11 protein-coding genes and 1 tRNA gene are annotated in these 15,444 nt (G+C 65.0%); 6 read left to right on the plus strand and 6 right to left on the minus strand.

Annotated elements, in window-relative coordinates; genetic code table 11:
• Positions 1-4: 4 nt before the first annotated feature.
• Positions 5-1,339, plus strand: coding sequence for a sigma-54-dependent transcriptional regulator (locus tag ACOXXX_RS01080; protein ID WP_422824686.1), 1,335 nt, complete (start codon positions 5-7; stop codon positions 1,337-1,339).
• A gap of 134 nt (positions 1,340-1,473) precedes the next feature.
• On the opposite strand, the gene ACOXXX_RS01085 is transcribed toward ACOXXX_RS01080, so the two are convergent.
• Positions 1,474-2,532, minus strand: a complete 1,059-nt coding sequence (locus tag ACOXXX_RS01085) for an ornithine cyclodeaminase (RefSeq protein WP_422824687.1) — start codon at positions 2,530-2,532, stop codon at positions 1,474-1,476.
• A 16-nt stretch (positions 2,533-2,548) separates the two neighbouring features.
• Positions 2,549-3,472: an arginase gene (gene rocF, locus ACOXXX_RS01090; RefSeq protein WP_422824688.1), complete on the minus strand. Its 924-nt coding sequence runs from the start codon at positions 3,470-3,472 to the stop codon at positions 2,549-2,551.
• Positions 3,473-3,600: 128 nt separating this feature from the next.
• Here rocF and ACOXXX_RS01095 point away from each other — a divergent pair, with 128 nt between their 5' ends.
• Positions 3,601-4,032 (plus strand): Lrp/AsnC family transcriptional regulator, encoded by a 432-nt coding sequence (locus ACOXXX_RS01095; protein ID WP_422824689.1) that lies wholly within the window; start codon positions 3,601-3,603, stop codon positions 4,030-4,032.
• Here the strand turns inward: ACOXXX_RS01095 and ACOXXX_RS01100 are convergent.
• Positions 4,029-4,484: a disulfide bond formation protein B gene (locus ACOXXX_RS01100; RefSeq protein ID WP_422824690.1), complete on the minus strand. Its 456-nt coding sequence runs from the start codon at positions 4,482-4,484 to the stop codon at positions 4,029-4,031. The two genes, ACOXXX_RS01095 and ACOXXX_RS01100, sit on opposite strands and share 4 nt — an antisense overlap.
• Complete coding sequence (locus tag ACOXXX_RS01105; protein WP_422824691.1) at positions 4,481-5,059, minus strand: YqaA family protein; 579 nt, start codon at positions 5,057-5,059, stop codon at positions 4,481-4,483. Before ACOXXX_RS01105 ends, ACOXXX_RS01100 begins: the two co-directional genes overlap by 4 nt.
• 114 nt (positions 5,060-5,173) lie before the next feature.
• Between ACOXXX_RS01105 and ACOXXX_RS01110 the strand changes: the two genes are divergently transcribed.
• Positions 5,174-5,259 (plus strand) — tRNA-Leu (locus ACOXXX_RS01110).
• Between the two features lie 753 nt (positions 5,260-6,012).
• Entirely contained in the window at positions 6,013-9,276 is a 3,264-nt protein-coding gene (locus ACOXXX_RS01115; RefSeq protein WP_422824692.1) for an Ig-like domain-containing protein, read from the plus strand.
• Between the two features lie 109 nt (positions 9,277-9,385).
• Here the strand turns inward: ACOXXX_RS01115 and ACOXXX_RS01120 are convergent, their stop codons facing one another.
• Together ACOXXX_RS01120 and ACOXXX_RS01125 are read right to left on the minus strand one after the other, a co-directional pair.
• A complete protein-coding gene (locus tag ACOXXX_RS01120) occupies positions 9,386-9,991 on the minus strand; it encodes a nucleotidyltransferase family protein (RefSeq protein WP_422824693.1) in 606 nt (201 codons plus the stop codon).
• Positions 9,992-10,008: 17 nt separating this feature from the next.
• Positions 10,009-12,417 (minus strand): GcvT family protein, encoded by a 2,409-nt coding sequence (locus ACOXXX_RS01125; protein WP_422824694.1) that lies wholly within the window; start codon positions 12,415-12,417, stop codon positions 10,009-10,011.
• A gap of 205 nt (positions 12,418-12,622) precedes the next feature.
• Between ACOXXX_RS01125 and ACOXXX_RS01130 the strand changes: the two genes are divergently transcribed.
• Together ACOXXX_RS01130 and ACOXXX_RS01135 are read left to right on the plus strand one after the other, a co-directional pair.
• On the plus strand, positions 12,623-12,868 hold the full coding sequence (locus tag ACOXXX_RS01130) for a hypothetical protein (RefSeq protein WP_422824695.1): 246 nt from the start codon (positions 12,623-12,625) through the stop codon (positions 12,866-12,868).
• A gap of 109 nt (positions 12,869-12,977) precedes the next feature.
• Positions 12,978-15,398: a GcvT family protein gene (locus tag ACOXXX_RS01135; protein WP_422824696.1), complete on the plus strand. Its 2,421-nt coding sequence runs from the start codon at positions 12,978-12,980 to the stop codon at positions 15,396-15,398.
• Positions 15,399-15,444 lie beyond the last annotated feature (46 nt).

Consider the following 15,444-nt stretch of genomic DNA (forward strand, 5'->3'; position numbering starts at 1 on the left):
GGACATGTCGAAGGCGATGAAAATAGCGATTGTCGATGACGAAAAGGACATGCGTCAGTCGATCAGCCAGTGGCTGGCGCTGTCGGGCTACGACACGGAGGTCTTTTCCAGCGGTGAAGAGGCGCTGGGGGCGGTCGGGGCCGACTATCCCGGCATCGTGATCTCGGACATCCGGATGCCGGGGATGGACGGCATCCAGCTTCTGCGCAAGCTCATGGGCGGGGATTCCGCGCTGCCGGTGATCATGATCACCGGACACGGCGACGTGCCGATGGCGGTCGAGGCGATGCGCATCGGCGCCTTCGATTTCCTGGAAAAGCCGTTCAACCCCGACCGCATGTCGGAACTGGCCAAGAAGGCCACCAATGCGCGCCGCCTGACGCTGGACAACCGCGCCCTGCGCAAGGAACTGTCGGACGGCGGCCAGATCATGCGCAAGCTGATCGGCGCCTCCCCGGCGATGGAACGGCTGCGCGAGGATGTGCTCGACCTCGGTCAGGCCGATGGCCATGTGCTGATCGACGGCGAAACCGGCACCGGCAAGACGCTGATCGCCCATGCGCTGCATGCGGTGGGCAGCCGCGCGGGCAAGAAATTCGTGCTGCTGTCCTGTGCCGCGATGGACGAGGACACGCTGACCCGGCGGCTTTTCGGGCCGATGGCGGCCGATGACAGCCGTCTGCCCGCGATGGAAGAGGCGCGCGGCGGGACGCTCGTGCTCGAGGATGTGGAGGCGCTGACGGATGCCGCGCAGGCCAAACTGCTGTCGGTGATCAACGACCAGGGCAGCCCGCCCGAAACTCGCATCGTCGCCATCTGCAATCTGCAGGACGAAGGCCGGACCTGCGAAAACGCGCTGCGCCCGGACCTTTACTACCGGCTGGCCGCGCTCAAGATCACCGTGCCGCCGCTGCGCCAGAGGGGCGAGGATATCCTGACCCTGTTCACCCGCCTGTCCGAGCAATATGCCGAGGAATACGGCTGCGACGCGCCGCAGGTGAGCGCACAGGAAGCCGCCCAACTGCTGCAGGCGCCCTGGCCCGGCAACGTGCGCCAGCTCATCAACCTTGCCGAACGCGCGGTGCTGCAATCGCGGCGCGGGTCGGGCACCATCGCGTCGCTGCTGATGTCGGATCATGACGAGATGCAGCCGGTGATGACCACCGAAGGCAAGCCGCTCAAGGAATATGTCGAGGCGTTCGAGCGGATGCTGATCGACAACACCATGCGGCGGCACAAGGGGTCCATCGCGGCGGTGATGGACGAGCTGTGCCTGCCGCGCCGGACGCTGAACGAGAAGATGGCGAAATACGCGTTGCAGCGGTCCGATTATCTTTGACTGCCACAAGAGTGGTGGCGGCAGGAGCGAGGGGCCAGCCCCTCGCGCTCCCCGAGGTTATTGAAAACCGGAGAAATGGGGAGCGCGGTACGCTGTGAGGGCCGGACCGCGTAGGGTGGGTTTACAACCCACCGTCAGGCCGCGCTGGCAGCCGGTGCGGCGCGCATGAGCATGCCGTAAAGGTCGCGCGGATCATCGGGATCGGCCAGCAGGTCGAGCGGCAGAAAAAGGCCGGTGTCCCGGGCTTTATCGCGCAGGAAACGCAGGGCGCTGAAATCCTCGATCGCGAAGCCCACCGAATCGAACAGCGTGATCTGCCGGTCGTTGCGGCGGCCCGGGGTGCGGCCCGCGATGACCTGCCAAAGCTCGGTCACCGGATGGTCGGCGGGCAGTTGCTGTATCTCGCCCTCGATGCGGGTCTGTTCAGGATATTCGACGAAAATGTCGGCGCGGTGGAGGATTTCTGCGGCCAGTTCCGTCTTGCCCGGGCAGTCGCCGCCGATGGCGTTGATGTGCACGCCCGCGCCGACCATGTTGTCGGTCAGGATCGTCGCGTATTGCTTGTCCGCGGTGCAGGTGGTGAGGATCTGCGCGCCCTCGATCGCCTCTTCCGCCGAGGTGCAGGCGGTGACGGTCAGCCCGGTCCCCGCGAGGTTCGCGGCGCATTTCGCGGTGGCGGCGGCGTCGATGTCGTAAAGCCGCACCTCGGTGATGCCCAGGATGGCCTGCATCGCCAGGCTCTGGAATTCGGCCTGCGCGCCGTTTCCGATCATCGCCATGGTGGTAGCGCCCTGGGGGGCCAGGTATTTCGCCGCGACAGCGGACATGGCGGCGGTGCGCAGCGCGGTCAGCAGGGTCATTTCCGACAGCAGCACCGGATAGCCGGTGCCGACATCGGCAAGCAGACCGAAGGCCGTCACGGTCTGCAGCCCGTCGCGCGTGTTGCCGGGGTGGCCGTTCACGTATTTGAAGCCGTAGACCGCGCCATCCGAGGTGGGCATGAGTTCGATCACGCCCTCGGCGGAATGGCTGGCGACGCGCGGCGTCTTGTCGAACTGTTCCCACCTTTGGAAATCGGCCTCGATGGCGCCGGCGATGCCGCGCAGCATCTGCGGCAGGCCGACACGGTGCACGATCTGCATCATGTGATCGACCGAGACGAAGGGAACATAGGCTTTGTCGGAAGGGGGCATGGGAGGCTCCTGAAAATCAGAGAATGCGGGGGGTGGGGCGGTCGAAGACCGTGCGGCCCAGGGCCGAGGCGGCGAGGTCGACCATCAGTTGTGCGGTGCGGCCACGCTCATCCAGCATCGGGTTCAGCTCCACCAGGTCGAGCGAGGTCATCAGGCCCGAGTCGTTGAGCATTTCCATCACCAGATGCGCCTCGCGCACGGTGGCGCCGCCCGGAACGGTGGTGCCGACCGCGGGTGCCACCGACGGGTCGAGGAAATCGACGTCGAGCGAGACATGCAGCGCGCCGCCCGCCTGCGCCACCACGTCGAGGAAGGCACCCAGCGGTTTGGCGATGCCGTTCTCGTCGATGTCTCGCATGTCGTGGCGGCGGATCTCCGACGCTTCGAGCATGGCACGTTCCGGCCCGTCGACCGAGCGCAGGCCGATGATGCAGACGTTTTGTTCCGGGATCGGGTGCGGAACGGGCGGAAACCCGTCAAAGCCGTTGCGTCCGGTGAGGTAGGCCAGCGGCGTCCCGTGCAGGTTGCCCGAGGTCGTCGTCTCGCAGGTGTGGAAATCCGAATGCGCATCGAGCCAGAGCACGAATTGCGGCTGGCCCTTGGCGGCGGCATGGGCCGCGACGCCGTGGACCGACCCCAGCGACAGGCTGTGATCACCGCCCAGAAAGATCGGCAGGCCCTGCGCCATGGCATCCGTGGCCGCACGGCTGAGCGCGGTGGTCCAACCGATGGTCTGGCTCAGGTTCTGCAACCCGTCGCGGGGCGCGATGTCGTTGGCATCGGCGGCCACGTTCCCGAGATCGGTGACGGTGTGGCCCAGATCGCCAAGCGCGCCCGCGATCCGGGCGGTGCGGTAGGCGTCGGGGCCCATGAGGCAGCCCTGCCGGGCCTTGCCGCTGTCGACCGGCGCGCCGATCAGCAGAATGTTTTTGGAGGTCATGGCATGCGTCCTGTTCAAGCGTTTCAGTGGTTTCCCCAAACATAATGTCCGGTTCGAAAAAGAATCCACCTGACATTTTGGCCGATCTGTGCATGCTTTGATCAGAGTGAGCAGTTTGGATGCACAAAATGGATACGACTGATCATCGCCTGATCTCGGCCCTGCGGAACGACGCGCGGGCGTCGCTTTCGGATCTGGCGGGGCTCTTGGGTCTGTCGCGGGCGACCGTGCGGGCGCGGATCGACAAGCTGCGCGCCTCGGGCGATATCCTGGGCTTCACGGTGGTGCTGCGCGAGGATGCGGCGCGCGATTCGGTGCGCGGGCTGACTATGATCGGGATCGAGGGGCGCGGCACCGACCGGATCCTGCGGCAGCTGGGCGGTTTTCCCGAGGTGCGCGAGCTTTATTCGACCAATGGCCGCTGGGATGTGATCGCGGAAATCGGGGCTGACAGCCTCGAGGCGCTGGACTCGGTGCTGGCGCGGATCCGGCGGCTGGACGGTGTGGCCAACAGCGAAACCTCGCTGCTGCTCAGCACGCGCAAATCGGCGCGGCTTTAGCGCCGGGCCGCCGCGATCCAGACCGCGCAGAGCGCCAGCGACACCAGCATGTTCCAACTGGCCATCGACAGGCTCAGCAACTGCCAGGCGACCTCGTCACAGCGAATGAGCGGCGCGCCCATGATCTGATCCAGCAGCGCGTCGGTCGACAGACCGTCGATGGAGCCGGAGGTACAGGTGCTGGGACCGTCCCACCAGCCGCGTTCGACGCCGGTGTGATAAAGCCCGACACCGGCGGTCGCGAGCGTTGCCAGCGCACCGAGCCAGGGCAGGGCGCGCAGCCCGGTCGCCAGCGCCAGCCCGCCGATCGCGATGGCGGCGATATGCGGGTAGCGCTGCCAGTAGCAGAGCTTGCAGGGGGGCAGGCCGCCCAGATACTGGAAGCCAAGCGCGCCCAGCATCAGCGCGAGCGACCCGAGCGTCGCGACTAGGATCAGAGTCTTGCGGGTCACAGGTAGCGCACCAGGTAGAAGCCTGCGAAAAGCAGAACGACAAAGACCGTGAAGACAAGCCCCAGCCGCTCTTCGATGAATTTGCGGACCGGCGCGCCGAACGCCCGCAACAGCGCCGCCACGAGGAAGAAGCGCAGCGCCCGCGCGAGGATAGCGGTGACCACGAAGGTCGCCAGTGGCATCGCGGTCCAGCCGGACATGATGGTGATGACCTTGAACGGGAAGGGCGTGACACCCGCGCCGAGCACGGCCCAGAAGCCAAGGTCGTTGAAGCGGGTGTTGAACTCGGCCATCGCATCGGCCTTGCCCAGGCTTTCCAGGATCGGCTGGCCGATCTGTTCATAGAAGAAATAGCCGATGCCATAGCCCAGAAGCCCGCCCAGAACCGATGCCACCGTCGCCACCAGCGCGATCAGCCAGGCCCGGCGCGGGGCGGCCAGGATCATCGGGATCATCAGCACATCGGGCGGGATCGGAAAGACCGAGCTTTCGACAAAGGCCACGGCAGCCAAGACCCGTAGGGCGCGCGGATGCTCTGCCTTGGCAATGGTCCAGTCGTAGAGGCGGCGCAGCATCGGCAGGGTCCTTTCGCCGCCGAAAGACCATGGCGCCCGGGCAAGGTCAAGCGCCGGCGGGGCGCCGGATTGGGTCTGGACGCAGCCGCGGCTTTTGGCTAGGAGGAATCCCGTGCCCAAGTGGCGGAATGGTAGACGCAGGGGATTCAAAATCCCCCGGCTTAACGGCCTTGTCGGTTCGAGTCCGACCTTGGGTACCAGCCCGACCCTGCGGGGGCGGCGCCTCGCACTGAAAATCCCGGCGATGAGATCTGCAAGCGCCGCATCCGACGGATTTTCGCCGCATTAAGGGCAAATGATTCGCGAATGTCTTAAGATCCGCAGCGGCCTCGAATGGCCAATGCACATGGATACGCGGTATTGGTGCGGGCCGTGGAACAACCACCAACCGGATTGAGGCAGCTTGCGGTGTCGAAGCGCCACATTTCCGCCACGTCAGCTTTGTTGCCGATCCCGAAACGTCGTCTGGACGGAAATCCGGGCAAACTGGGGTAATTCCTCTGAAACCGTAGGTCCAGCCTTGAAATCGACTGTTTTGGGCGTGTCAATCGGAAACAATGGCGGTCTGCAACAGGACGGATTATGGCCCAAATCTGACGGCGAGGTCCGAAACGTGCCCGTTTATGATCTTTTTTCGAACACTTTCTCCTTTGTTCGCAGCAACGCCCCAAGTATTAACGTCCCAAGCCCGACTGGGGGGTGAAGACTGCTGGCCACGGGGGCGGCCGCTGAACTGTCGTGCATCCGCATGGATGTGAAGGGACGCATGATCGGGCAACCGGTCAGCCGCCAAAGGCGATCTTCATCCGCTGAAAAAGCGGGATGAAATAATGCGATCCCTTCGCAACTTGCAGGCGTGACGAGCAACGAGAAACGGGCAGTGCGATGTGCATTGTCCCCGCGCCGACGCGGTTGGGGGCGATGCCCCGTTAGAGAGTGTAGAGGGTCGAAACATGGCTGATTTGATTTTGGACTGGGGTCTTCTGGGGCCGTATAATTCCGCACTGGTCGCGGGCGAAACTGCGGTGGTCGAAACCGGCGGCGTGGCGGTCAGCGTGACCTTCAGCCAGGCCGATCCCGGTGCCGAGGCGTTCACCTTTTCCACCGAAGGCTATGTTGGCGACGAAGAGCCGTTCGATCCGTTTTCCCATCTCAAGCTTTACGGCGATGGCGGTGACGATGCCGGTGTGACGCCGACCTCGATGACGGTTCTGGATTTCTCGTCCTCTGACGATCTTTACACCGACAACGTGCAGAACGTGTCCTTCCGCCTGAACGACGTCGACGCGGGCAACGGCGAAGACCTGAGCCGCTACGACGACACCATGGCCGGACTGGATTGGGAAGACGACCTGATCATCCGCGCCTATGATGCCGACGGCAACGAAGTGCCGGTGTCGCTGACCGCTTCGGGCACCGCCAATGTCGCGGGTCAGGTGGTCGACGGCGAAACCCGCACGGATTTCGAGGATGCCGACGGGTCGGTCCTGGTCGAGATTGCAGGCCCGGTGTCGCGCATCGAAATCGGCTATGGCAACGGCGGCAACTCCGAACAGGCGGTTCTGGTGTCGGACGTGCATTTCTCGACCGTGGACGTGGTTGACGAGAACCAGGATCCCGACGCGGTGGACGACAGCGTGTCTACCTCGGGAGAGCCGGTGATCGCCGAGGTGCTGGACAATGACAGCGATCCCGATGGCGATCCGCTGACCGTCGTGGCTGTGGGCACGCCCGCAAACGGCAGCGCGACCGACAACGGCGACGGCACCGTGACCTACACGCCCAACGATGGCTACACCGGTCCCGACAGCTTTACCTACACGATCGAGGACGGCAACGGCGGCAGCGATACCGCGACCGTGAACGTCACGGTCGGCGACACCCCGCCGCCGCCGCCTCCGGGGGGCGACAACACTCCGCCCGATGCGGTTGACGACAGCCTGACGGTGGCGCCGGGTGAGGCCGTGGTCATTCCCGTGCTGGACAACGACACGGATGCCGATGGCGATCCGCTGACCGTGACCGAGCTTGGCGATTCCGCCGGCGGCGATGCGGTGCTGAACGGCGATGGCACCGTGACCTACACGCCGGATGACGGCTTCACCGGGACCGACACCTTCACCTACACCATCGATGACGGCAACGGCGGCACCGATACCGCCACCGTGACCGTCACCGTCGAAGACGATGGTGGCAACACGCCGCCCGTTGCCAACGACGACACGGCCGACTCCGACGGTGATCCGGTGGTCATCCCCGTGCTGGACAACGACACCGACGCCGAGGACGATCCGCTGACGGTCACCGATGTGTCCGACCCGGACAACGGCACCGCTACGATCAACGACGACGGCACCGTGACCTACACGCCGGACGACGGGTTCACCGGTGAAGATACGATCACCTACACCGTGGACGATGGCAACGGCGGTACCGACACGGGCACGATCACCGTGACGGTCGATCCGGTCTCACCGCCGCCGCCCGCAGACGGTCCGCGCATCGACGTGGACGTCTTCCCGCTGCCGCCCGAGGATCAGGCCTTCGATCCGCTCGACGGCCTGGACGAAGACCCCGATCCGCTGGACGATCTGGATACCTTCACCGGCACCGCTGGTCCGGACACCTTCGACGGCGGCGACGACGCTGACACGATTTCCGGTGGCGCCGGCAGCGACACGCTTGAAGGCGGGATCGATGACGACATCATCTCTGGCGGCGATGGCGCCGACCTGATCACCGACGAACAGGGTTCGGACAGCATCACCGGCGGGGCGGGCGACGACACGATCGTGGCGGGCGTCGACACCTTCTCGGATTACGAAGGCGACGATCCGGCCTTCCCGCTGACCTTCGGCGGCACCACGTTCCTGAGCGATCCGAACCCGACCGACGGTCTGGACACCGTGCTGGGCAACCTGGGCGATGATGTGATCAGCACCGGTGACGATGCCGACTCCATCGAAGGCGGGGCGGGCAACGATACGCTCGACGGAGGCATCGACGACGACACGATCCGCGGCAACAACGACGATGACAGCATCATCGGTGGCCACGGCTCGGACTCTCTCGATGGTGGCCAGGGCAACGACTTCATCGACGGTTCGAACATCCCTGCGCTCGAGCAGACCGATGATATCGACGTGAATACCGAAAACGACCGGGACAGCATCTTTGGCGGTCTGGGTGACGATACGCTGATCGGGGGCGATGATGACGACACTTTGCGTGGCGGGTCTGGCAATGACTCTCTGGACGGCGGCATCGACGAGGATCTGCTGTTCGGCGGTGCCGACGACGACACGCTGATCGGTGGTCAGGGTGGCGACACCCTGAACGGCGGCGCCGGTGTGGACAGCATCGATGGCGGTGCGGACCGTGACGTGATCGTGGTCGACAGTGCCAGCGACGGCGCAGGCGACATCGTCGGCGGCGGGTCCGAAGGCGACGACTTCGACATTCTGGACCTGAGCGGTGCGGGCGTCGAAGGCGTCGACTGGCGGCTGGTCGATGTGACGCTGGACGACGACGGTCCGGATCGTGAACCCAACGGCATCGACGGCACGGTCGAATTCCTGAGCGACGGCGAAGTCACCGGCACGATGGACTTCACCAACATCGAACAGGTGGTGCCGTGCTTCACGCCCGGAACGCTGATTGCCACGCCGCAGGGCGAACGGCTGGTCGAGGATCTGCGCGAAGGCGACCGGATCATCACCCGCGACAACGGCATTCAGGAAATCCGCTGGATGGGCCGCAAGGACCTGACCGGGCACGAGCTGTCGCGCAAGCCGCACATGCGCCCGATTCTGATCCAGAAGGGCAGCCTCGGCAACGGTCTGCCGGAGCACGATCTGCTGGTGTCGCCGAACCACCGCGTGCTGGTCAACAACGACAAGACCGCGCTTTATTTCGAGGAAAGCGAGGTTCTGGCCGCGGCCAAGCACCTCACCGGTCTCGACGGTGTGGACGAGGTCGGCACGCTGGGGGTGAGCTACATCCACTTCATGTTCGACCAGCACGAAGTGGTGTTGTCGAACGGCGCCTGGACCGAAAGCTTCCAGCCCGGCGACTACAGCCTGAACGGCATCGGCAACGCGCAGCGCAACGAAATCCTCGAGCTCTTCCCCGAGCTTGAACATGCGGAAGGCATCCGGTCCTACCAGGCAGCACGTCGCTCGCTGAAAAAGCACGAAGCCCGGCTTCTGACCAAATAACCGGGGATTCTCGGGACGGTATATGCAGCTGTCCCGGCTTCGATCCTTGGCCGGGACGACAGGAATGGAGCGGCTTCGGCCGCTCCATTTTTTTCGTCTTTCGCAAGGGTCAGCTCAGCGCGTTCTCGGCCCGCCAGGCGGCCCAGGCCTCGGGCGTGTCTAGGTCGGTCAGCGCGTGCCGACCGGGCAGCGCCACGTGCCGCAGGCGATGCGCATTGGCGCGCAGGATGTCACGCGCGCCGCTGTCTCCGCACAGCTGGCGCAGCGCGACAAAGCAGTCGGCGGGGAACAGCACCGGATGCCCCGGCGTGCCATCCGCCGCGGTGCCCTGTTGCAGCGTGGCCTGCGGCATCGCCCGGAACCCGGCGATAACCGCGGCGAAATCGTCTTGCGTGAGGTCGGGCATGTCGGCGGGCGCGATGACTACGGCAGAGGTGCCGGTTGGCAGCGTGGCGACACCGCGCCGGATCGAGGCCGCCATGCCATCGGCGGCATCGGGCACCGGGACCATGCGGATGGGCATGCCCGCAAGCGCCTGCGCGCGGGGCCCGTCGGTCGACGGCAGGGTGACGACCACGTGATGAGCCGCTCCAAGCGCGCGTTGCACCTGACGGCGGATCAGCGGTACACCGTCGATGGGTTGCAAGAGCTTGTCCGGCCCGCGCATGCGGGTGCCGAAACCGGCGGCGGGAATCAGGATGGCGACGGGTTGCATGCGCGCATCATAACGCCTCAGCCGCGCATGCGCGCGCCCTTTGGATCGAAGACCGGTTCGCTCAGCAGTGTCGCAGGCCGCATCTTGCCCAGAATCTCGATCTCTGCGCGCAATCCCGCCTGCGCTTTGTCCCTTGGGATCAAGGCCATGGCGACCGACATGCCGGTGTGGTGCGCATAGCCGCCCGAGGTACAGAAACCCTGAACCGTGCCGTCGATCCAGACCGGTTCGTATCCGTGCGCATCCGCCCCTTCGGCATCGACCTCGAACACCGCAAGGCAGCGGTCGGGGGGCGTCGCACGCTCGGCCTCGGCGACCGATCTGCCAATGAAATCAGTGTTCTTGCGGAAAGAGATAAAGCGATCCAAACCGCATTCCGCCGCCGAGTAATCGGGCGAGAATTCCGCCCCCCAAGAGCCGAAGAACCGGTCGAGCCGCAAACTCATCATCGCGCGCATGCCGAACGGCTGCATGCCAAAGGATTGTCCCGCGTCCCACAAGGTCTGCCAAAGCTGCCGCTGCGCCATCGGATCGCAGTAGATCTCGTACCCCAGATCGCCGGTGTAGCTGACCCGCTGCACCAGGCAATCGGTCATGCCGACCACCAGCGCGCGCACGTCCATGAAGGCGATGTCGGACACGTCGCTGCGCGTCACCGCCTGCAGCACCTCGCGGGCGCGCGGCCCGGCGATCTGAAAGCCGGTGCGTTTGTCGCTGATATTCTCGATGCTTGCGCCATCTTCCTGATGTCGCAGGAACCAGCGCAGGTGATAGGCCTGCGCGCCGTAAGAGGCGGTAAGCTGATACCGCTCGGGCGTCAGGCAGGACACGGTGAAATCGCCGATGACCTTGCCCCGCTCTGACAGCATCGGCGTCAGCGACAGACGGCCCGGCGCGGGGATGCGCCCGGCCATGATGCGATCGAGCCAGTCGCGCGCCCGCGGACCGGTGACGAGGTATTTGCCGAAGTTTTGAACCTCATTGATTCCAACGGCTTCACGCACGGCCTTCACCTCACGCGCCGTCGCGTCGAACGCGTCGGAGCGGCGGAAAGACGGGGTTTCGTATCGCGGCTCGCCCTCGACCGCGAAGTAGTTCGCGACCTCCAGACCGTATTGCTGACCCCAGACCGCGCCCATGCGGTCAAAGATGTCGTACATCGGCGTTGTGCGGTTGGGCCGCGCGGCGGGCAATTCTTCGTTCGGGTAGCTGACCGAAAACCGCTTCTGATAGTTCTCGACCACCTTGGGGCGGGTGTATCCCGGCGTGATCCAGCCGCCGAACCGGGCCACATCCATGGCGCGCACATCGCGTTCCGGCTCCCCCTCGATCATCCACTGCGCCAGCGTGAGGCCAACGCCGCCGCCCTGGCTGAACCCGGCCATGACGCCGCAGGCCGACCAGTAGTTGCGCAAGCCCGGCACTGGCCCCACCAGCGGGTTGCCATCGGGGGCAAAGGTGAAGGGGCCGTGGATCACCGATTTCACCCCGGCGCTTTCCAGCACCGGAAAGCGTCTGTAAGCGAATTCAATGCTGTCGCCGATCTTGTCAAAGTCATCAGGCAGCAATTCATGGCCGAAATCCCAGGGCGTGCCGTCGACGGCCCAGGGGCGGCAGGGCTGTTCGTAGAAGCCGATGCACAGGCCGCGCCCTTCCTGCCGCAGATAGGATTCGCCCGCGGGGTCCATCACGTGCGGGTGTTCGCTGTCCCGCTCATAAATCGCGGCGATGTCATCTGTGACGATATACTGATGCTCCATCGGGTGCAGCGGCAGGTAGGTGCCGGCCATCGCCGCCACCTCGCGCGCCCAAAGGCCGCCGGCGTTGACCACGTGTTCGGCGTGGATGGTGCCTTTTTCGGTCACGACGACCCAACTACCATCGGGGCGGGAATTGGTTTCCAGAACCTTGCAGTGGGTTTCGATCACGGCCCCGCCCATCCGCGCCGCCTTGGCATAGGCATGGGTGGTGCCCGACGGGTCAAGGTGCCCGTCCAGCGGATCGTAAAGCCCGCCAAGGATGCCCTCGAGGTTCACGATGGGGGCGATTTTCGCGATCTCATCAGGGGTGACGATTGCCGTCTCAAGGCCCATATAGCGATGCTTGGCGCGCTCAGCCAGGAGCATGTCGAACCGGTCGGGGTTGTCGGCAAGCGTCACGCCGCCGACGTGGTGCAGACCGCAGGACATGCCGGTGATCTCTTCCAACTCCTTGTAAAGGCGAATGGTATAGCCCTGCAGCGCCGCCATGTTGGTATCGCCATTGAGCGTGTGAAACCCACCTGCTGCGTGCCAGGTGCTGCCCGAGGTGAGGTCCGACCGTTCGATCAGCATGACATCCGACCAGCCGAGCTTGGTCAGGTGATACAGCACCGAACAGCCGACGACACCGCCGCCGATGACGCAGACACGGGTGGTGGTTTTCATGGCGCGGCCCTCCTTGCGACTGAGCTTCATGCTTGCGCGAGTGTGCGCAGGGTGCGAGCCGGTTTCCGACAGGTTGTGTCGTGGATGGGCTGTGACGTGATCTGGCGGGCCTGTCGCCGATCACCGAGAAAAGTTAACTATTCCTTAACCTTTTCACCGAAACCGCCGTATACTCGCGACAGAATTTTCTGGAAGCGAGTGTTTTATGCAGCTTTTTCTTCGTGTTGGTTTCCTGGCGCTTTTCCTGTCGGGACAGGCCTTTGCTGCCCCCATTTCTTTGGTTCCTAACGCGCCACATGATCTGAGAGCCCGGATCGAGGCGCTCTCAAAGGGGATCGTTTTGAATGCGGCCTGCTGCAAGACCTGCCGCAAGGGCAAGGCCTGCGGCGACTCCTGCATCAGCCGAAACAAATCCTGCCACAAGGGCGTCGGGTGTGCCTGCGATGGATAGCGGGTGATCCGCCAATCATCCCCCTAACGCGACCAATCCTGTCGCATTCGCGCTATCGCCGATGCGCATGCGCCCGCAGTCTGACACCGACAGACTGCAGGAGGATCCCATGCGCACCCATGCCCAGGCCGTTGTGATCGGTGGTGGCCTTATCGGCTGTTCCATCCTCTATCATCTGGCCAAGCTGGGCTGGCGCGACGTGATGCTGCTGGAACGTGACGAGCTGACCAGCGGCAGCACCTGGCACGCCGCCGCCAACATTCACGGTCTGCACGACAGCACCAACATCAGCCGCCTGCAGCACTACACCATGGGACTGTACAAGGAGCTTGAGCAGGAAACCGGGCAGGGCTGCGGGGTCTACCAGGCCGGCTCGCTTTACCTTGCCCAGACCGAGAACCGCGAACACCAGCTGCGCCTGCAGGAGGCCAAGGCCCGGCTTTACAAGATGAATTTCCACGAGGTCAGCCGGGACGAGGCCGAACGCCTGCATCCGCTGGTGAATTTCGACGGCATCCGCTGCATCATGTTCGAACCCGATGGCGGCAACGTCGATCCCTCGGGCGTGACCCAGGCCTATGCGGCGGGCGCGCGCGCCATGGGGGCCGAGGTGCATCGCTTTACCCCGGTCACAGGAACCGAAGCGCAACCTGATGGAACCTGGATCGTGCGCACGCCCAAGGGCGAGATCCGCACCGACTGGGTGATCAATGCCGCGGGTCTGTGGGGGCGCGAGGTGGCGGCGCTGGCCGGGATCGACCTGCCGCTTTTGCCGACAGAGCATCAGTATTTCGTCACTGAAAGCATCGCCGAGATTGCGGCGATGGATCGGCGGCTGCCGTCGGTCGCGGATCGCGACGGCGAATACTACCTGCGCCAGGAAGGCCAGGGCCTGCTGGTCGGCGCCTATGAGCGCGACGTGCGGTTCTGGGCCGAGGACGGCACGCCGAAAGGCTTTGGCCACGAGCTTTTTTCCGATGATCTGGAGCGGATCGAGGACAACATGATGCGCGCCATCGCGCGAGTGCCCGCGGTGGGTGAGGCCGGGATCAAGCGGGTGATTAACGGCCCGATGATCTGGTCGCCTGATGCCAACGTGCTGTTGGGCCCGGTGCCGGAACTCAGGGGCTATTTCTGCTGCAACGGCGTCATCCCGGGATTTTCGCAATCGGGCGGCATGGGGCTGATGGTGGCGCAGTGGCTGACCGAAGGCGAGATGCAGTACGACATGTTCCCCTGGGACATGGCGCGGTTCGGGCATTGGGCGGGCAAGGCCTTTACCAAGGCGCGGGTCGGCGATCAGTATGCGCACCGCTTCAGCATCCATTTTCCGAACGAAGAACGCAGCGCCGGGCGGCCCGTGCGCACCCGGCCGGTCTACGAGATGCAAAAAGACATGGGCGCGGTCTTCGGCCTCAACTTCGGCTGGGAGCATCCTTTGTGGTTCGCCGATGCGCCCGGCGTGCAGGACACCAACGGCTTTACCCGGCAGAACTGGTGGGGGCCCGTGGGGGCCGAGGCGCGGATGCTGCGCGACCGGGCGGGCATCATCGACATCTCGAATTTTGCCAAGTACCGCGTGGCGGGGCCGGGGGCCGAACACTGGCTGAACGCGGTCTTCGCCAACCGGATGCCCGCGCTGGTGGGCCGGTCCTGCCTGACACCGCTCATTGGCAAGCGCGGCGGCATCGCGGGCGATTTCACCGTCACGCGGCTGAATGATGAGGAATTCTGGGTCATAGGGTCGGGCATGGCCGAACGCTATCATGCGCGGTTCTTTGCCCAGGTGCCGCTGCCCGAGGGCACGACGTTCGAAAGCCTGACCGACGCGGTCTGCGGCTTCAACGTGGCGGGGCCAGAGGCGCGGGCGCTGCTGCAACGGCTGACCAATGCCTCGCTGGACAACGCGGCCTTCCCATTCCTGCGCAGCCAGCGGATCGAGGTGGCGGGCGTGCCGGTCACGGCGATCCGCGTCTCCTTCACCGGCGATCTGGGGTGGGAGTTGCACTGCGCCACCGAAGATCAGCCGCGCTTTTACCAGGCGCTGCTGGACGCGGGCCGCGATCTGGGCGCAGGGCCGGTGGGCAGCCGGGCGCTGATGGCGCTGCGGATCGAAAAGGGATACGGATCCTGGGGGCGCGAATACAGCCCCGAATACTGGCCGCAAGAGGTGGGGCTGGAGCGGCTTTGCAAGCTCGACAAACCGTTCCTCAACCGCGATGCGGTGGCGCAGCGGATGCAAGATCCGCCGCGCGAACGGCTGGTGGTGCTGGCACTGGACGAGGATGCGGTCGCCGCCTCGAACGCCGATGCCACCGGGGGCGAGCCGATTTTCAAGGAGGGCAAAGGGGTGGGGCGCGTCACCTCGGGCGCCTATGGCTACAGCGTGGGGATGTCGCTGGCGCTGGGGTTCGTGCGCGACGCCGCGCCCGGTGACCGGGTCGAGGTCATGGTGCTGGGCCGACCGCATGGCGCGCGCATCCTGGCCGCGCCGCCGTTCGACCCCGAAGGCGCGCGATTGCGCGGCTGATCCTGTCCCGCCGCGATATTGACAACGCGGGAGGCGCTTTCTATCC

The organism is Thalassococcus sp. BH17M4-6 (assembly GCF_049323015.1).
In the GTDB taxonomy this organism is placed as follows: Bacteria; Pseudomonadota; Alphaproteobacteria; order Rhodobacterales; family Rhodobacteraceae; genus Puniceibacterium.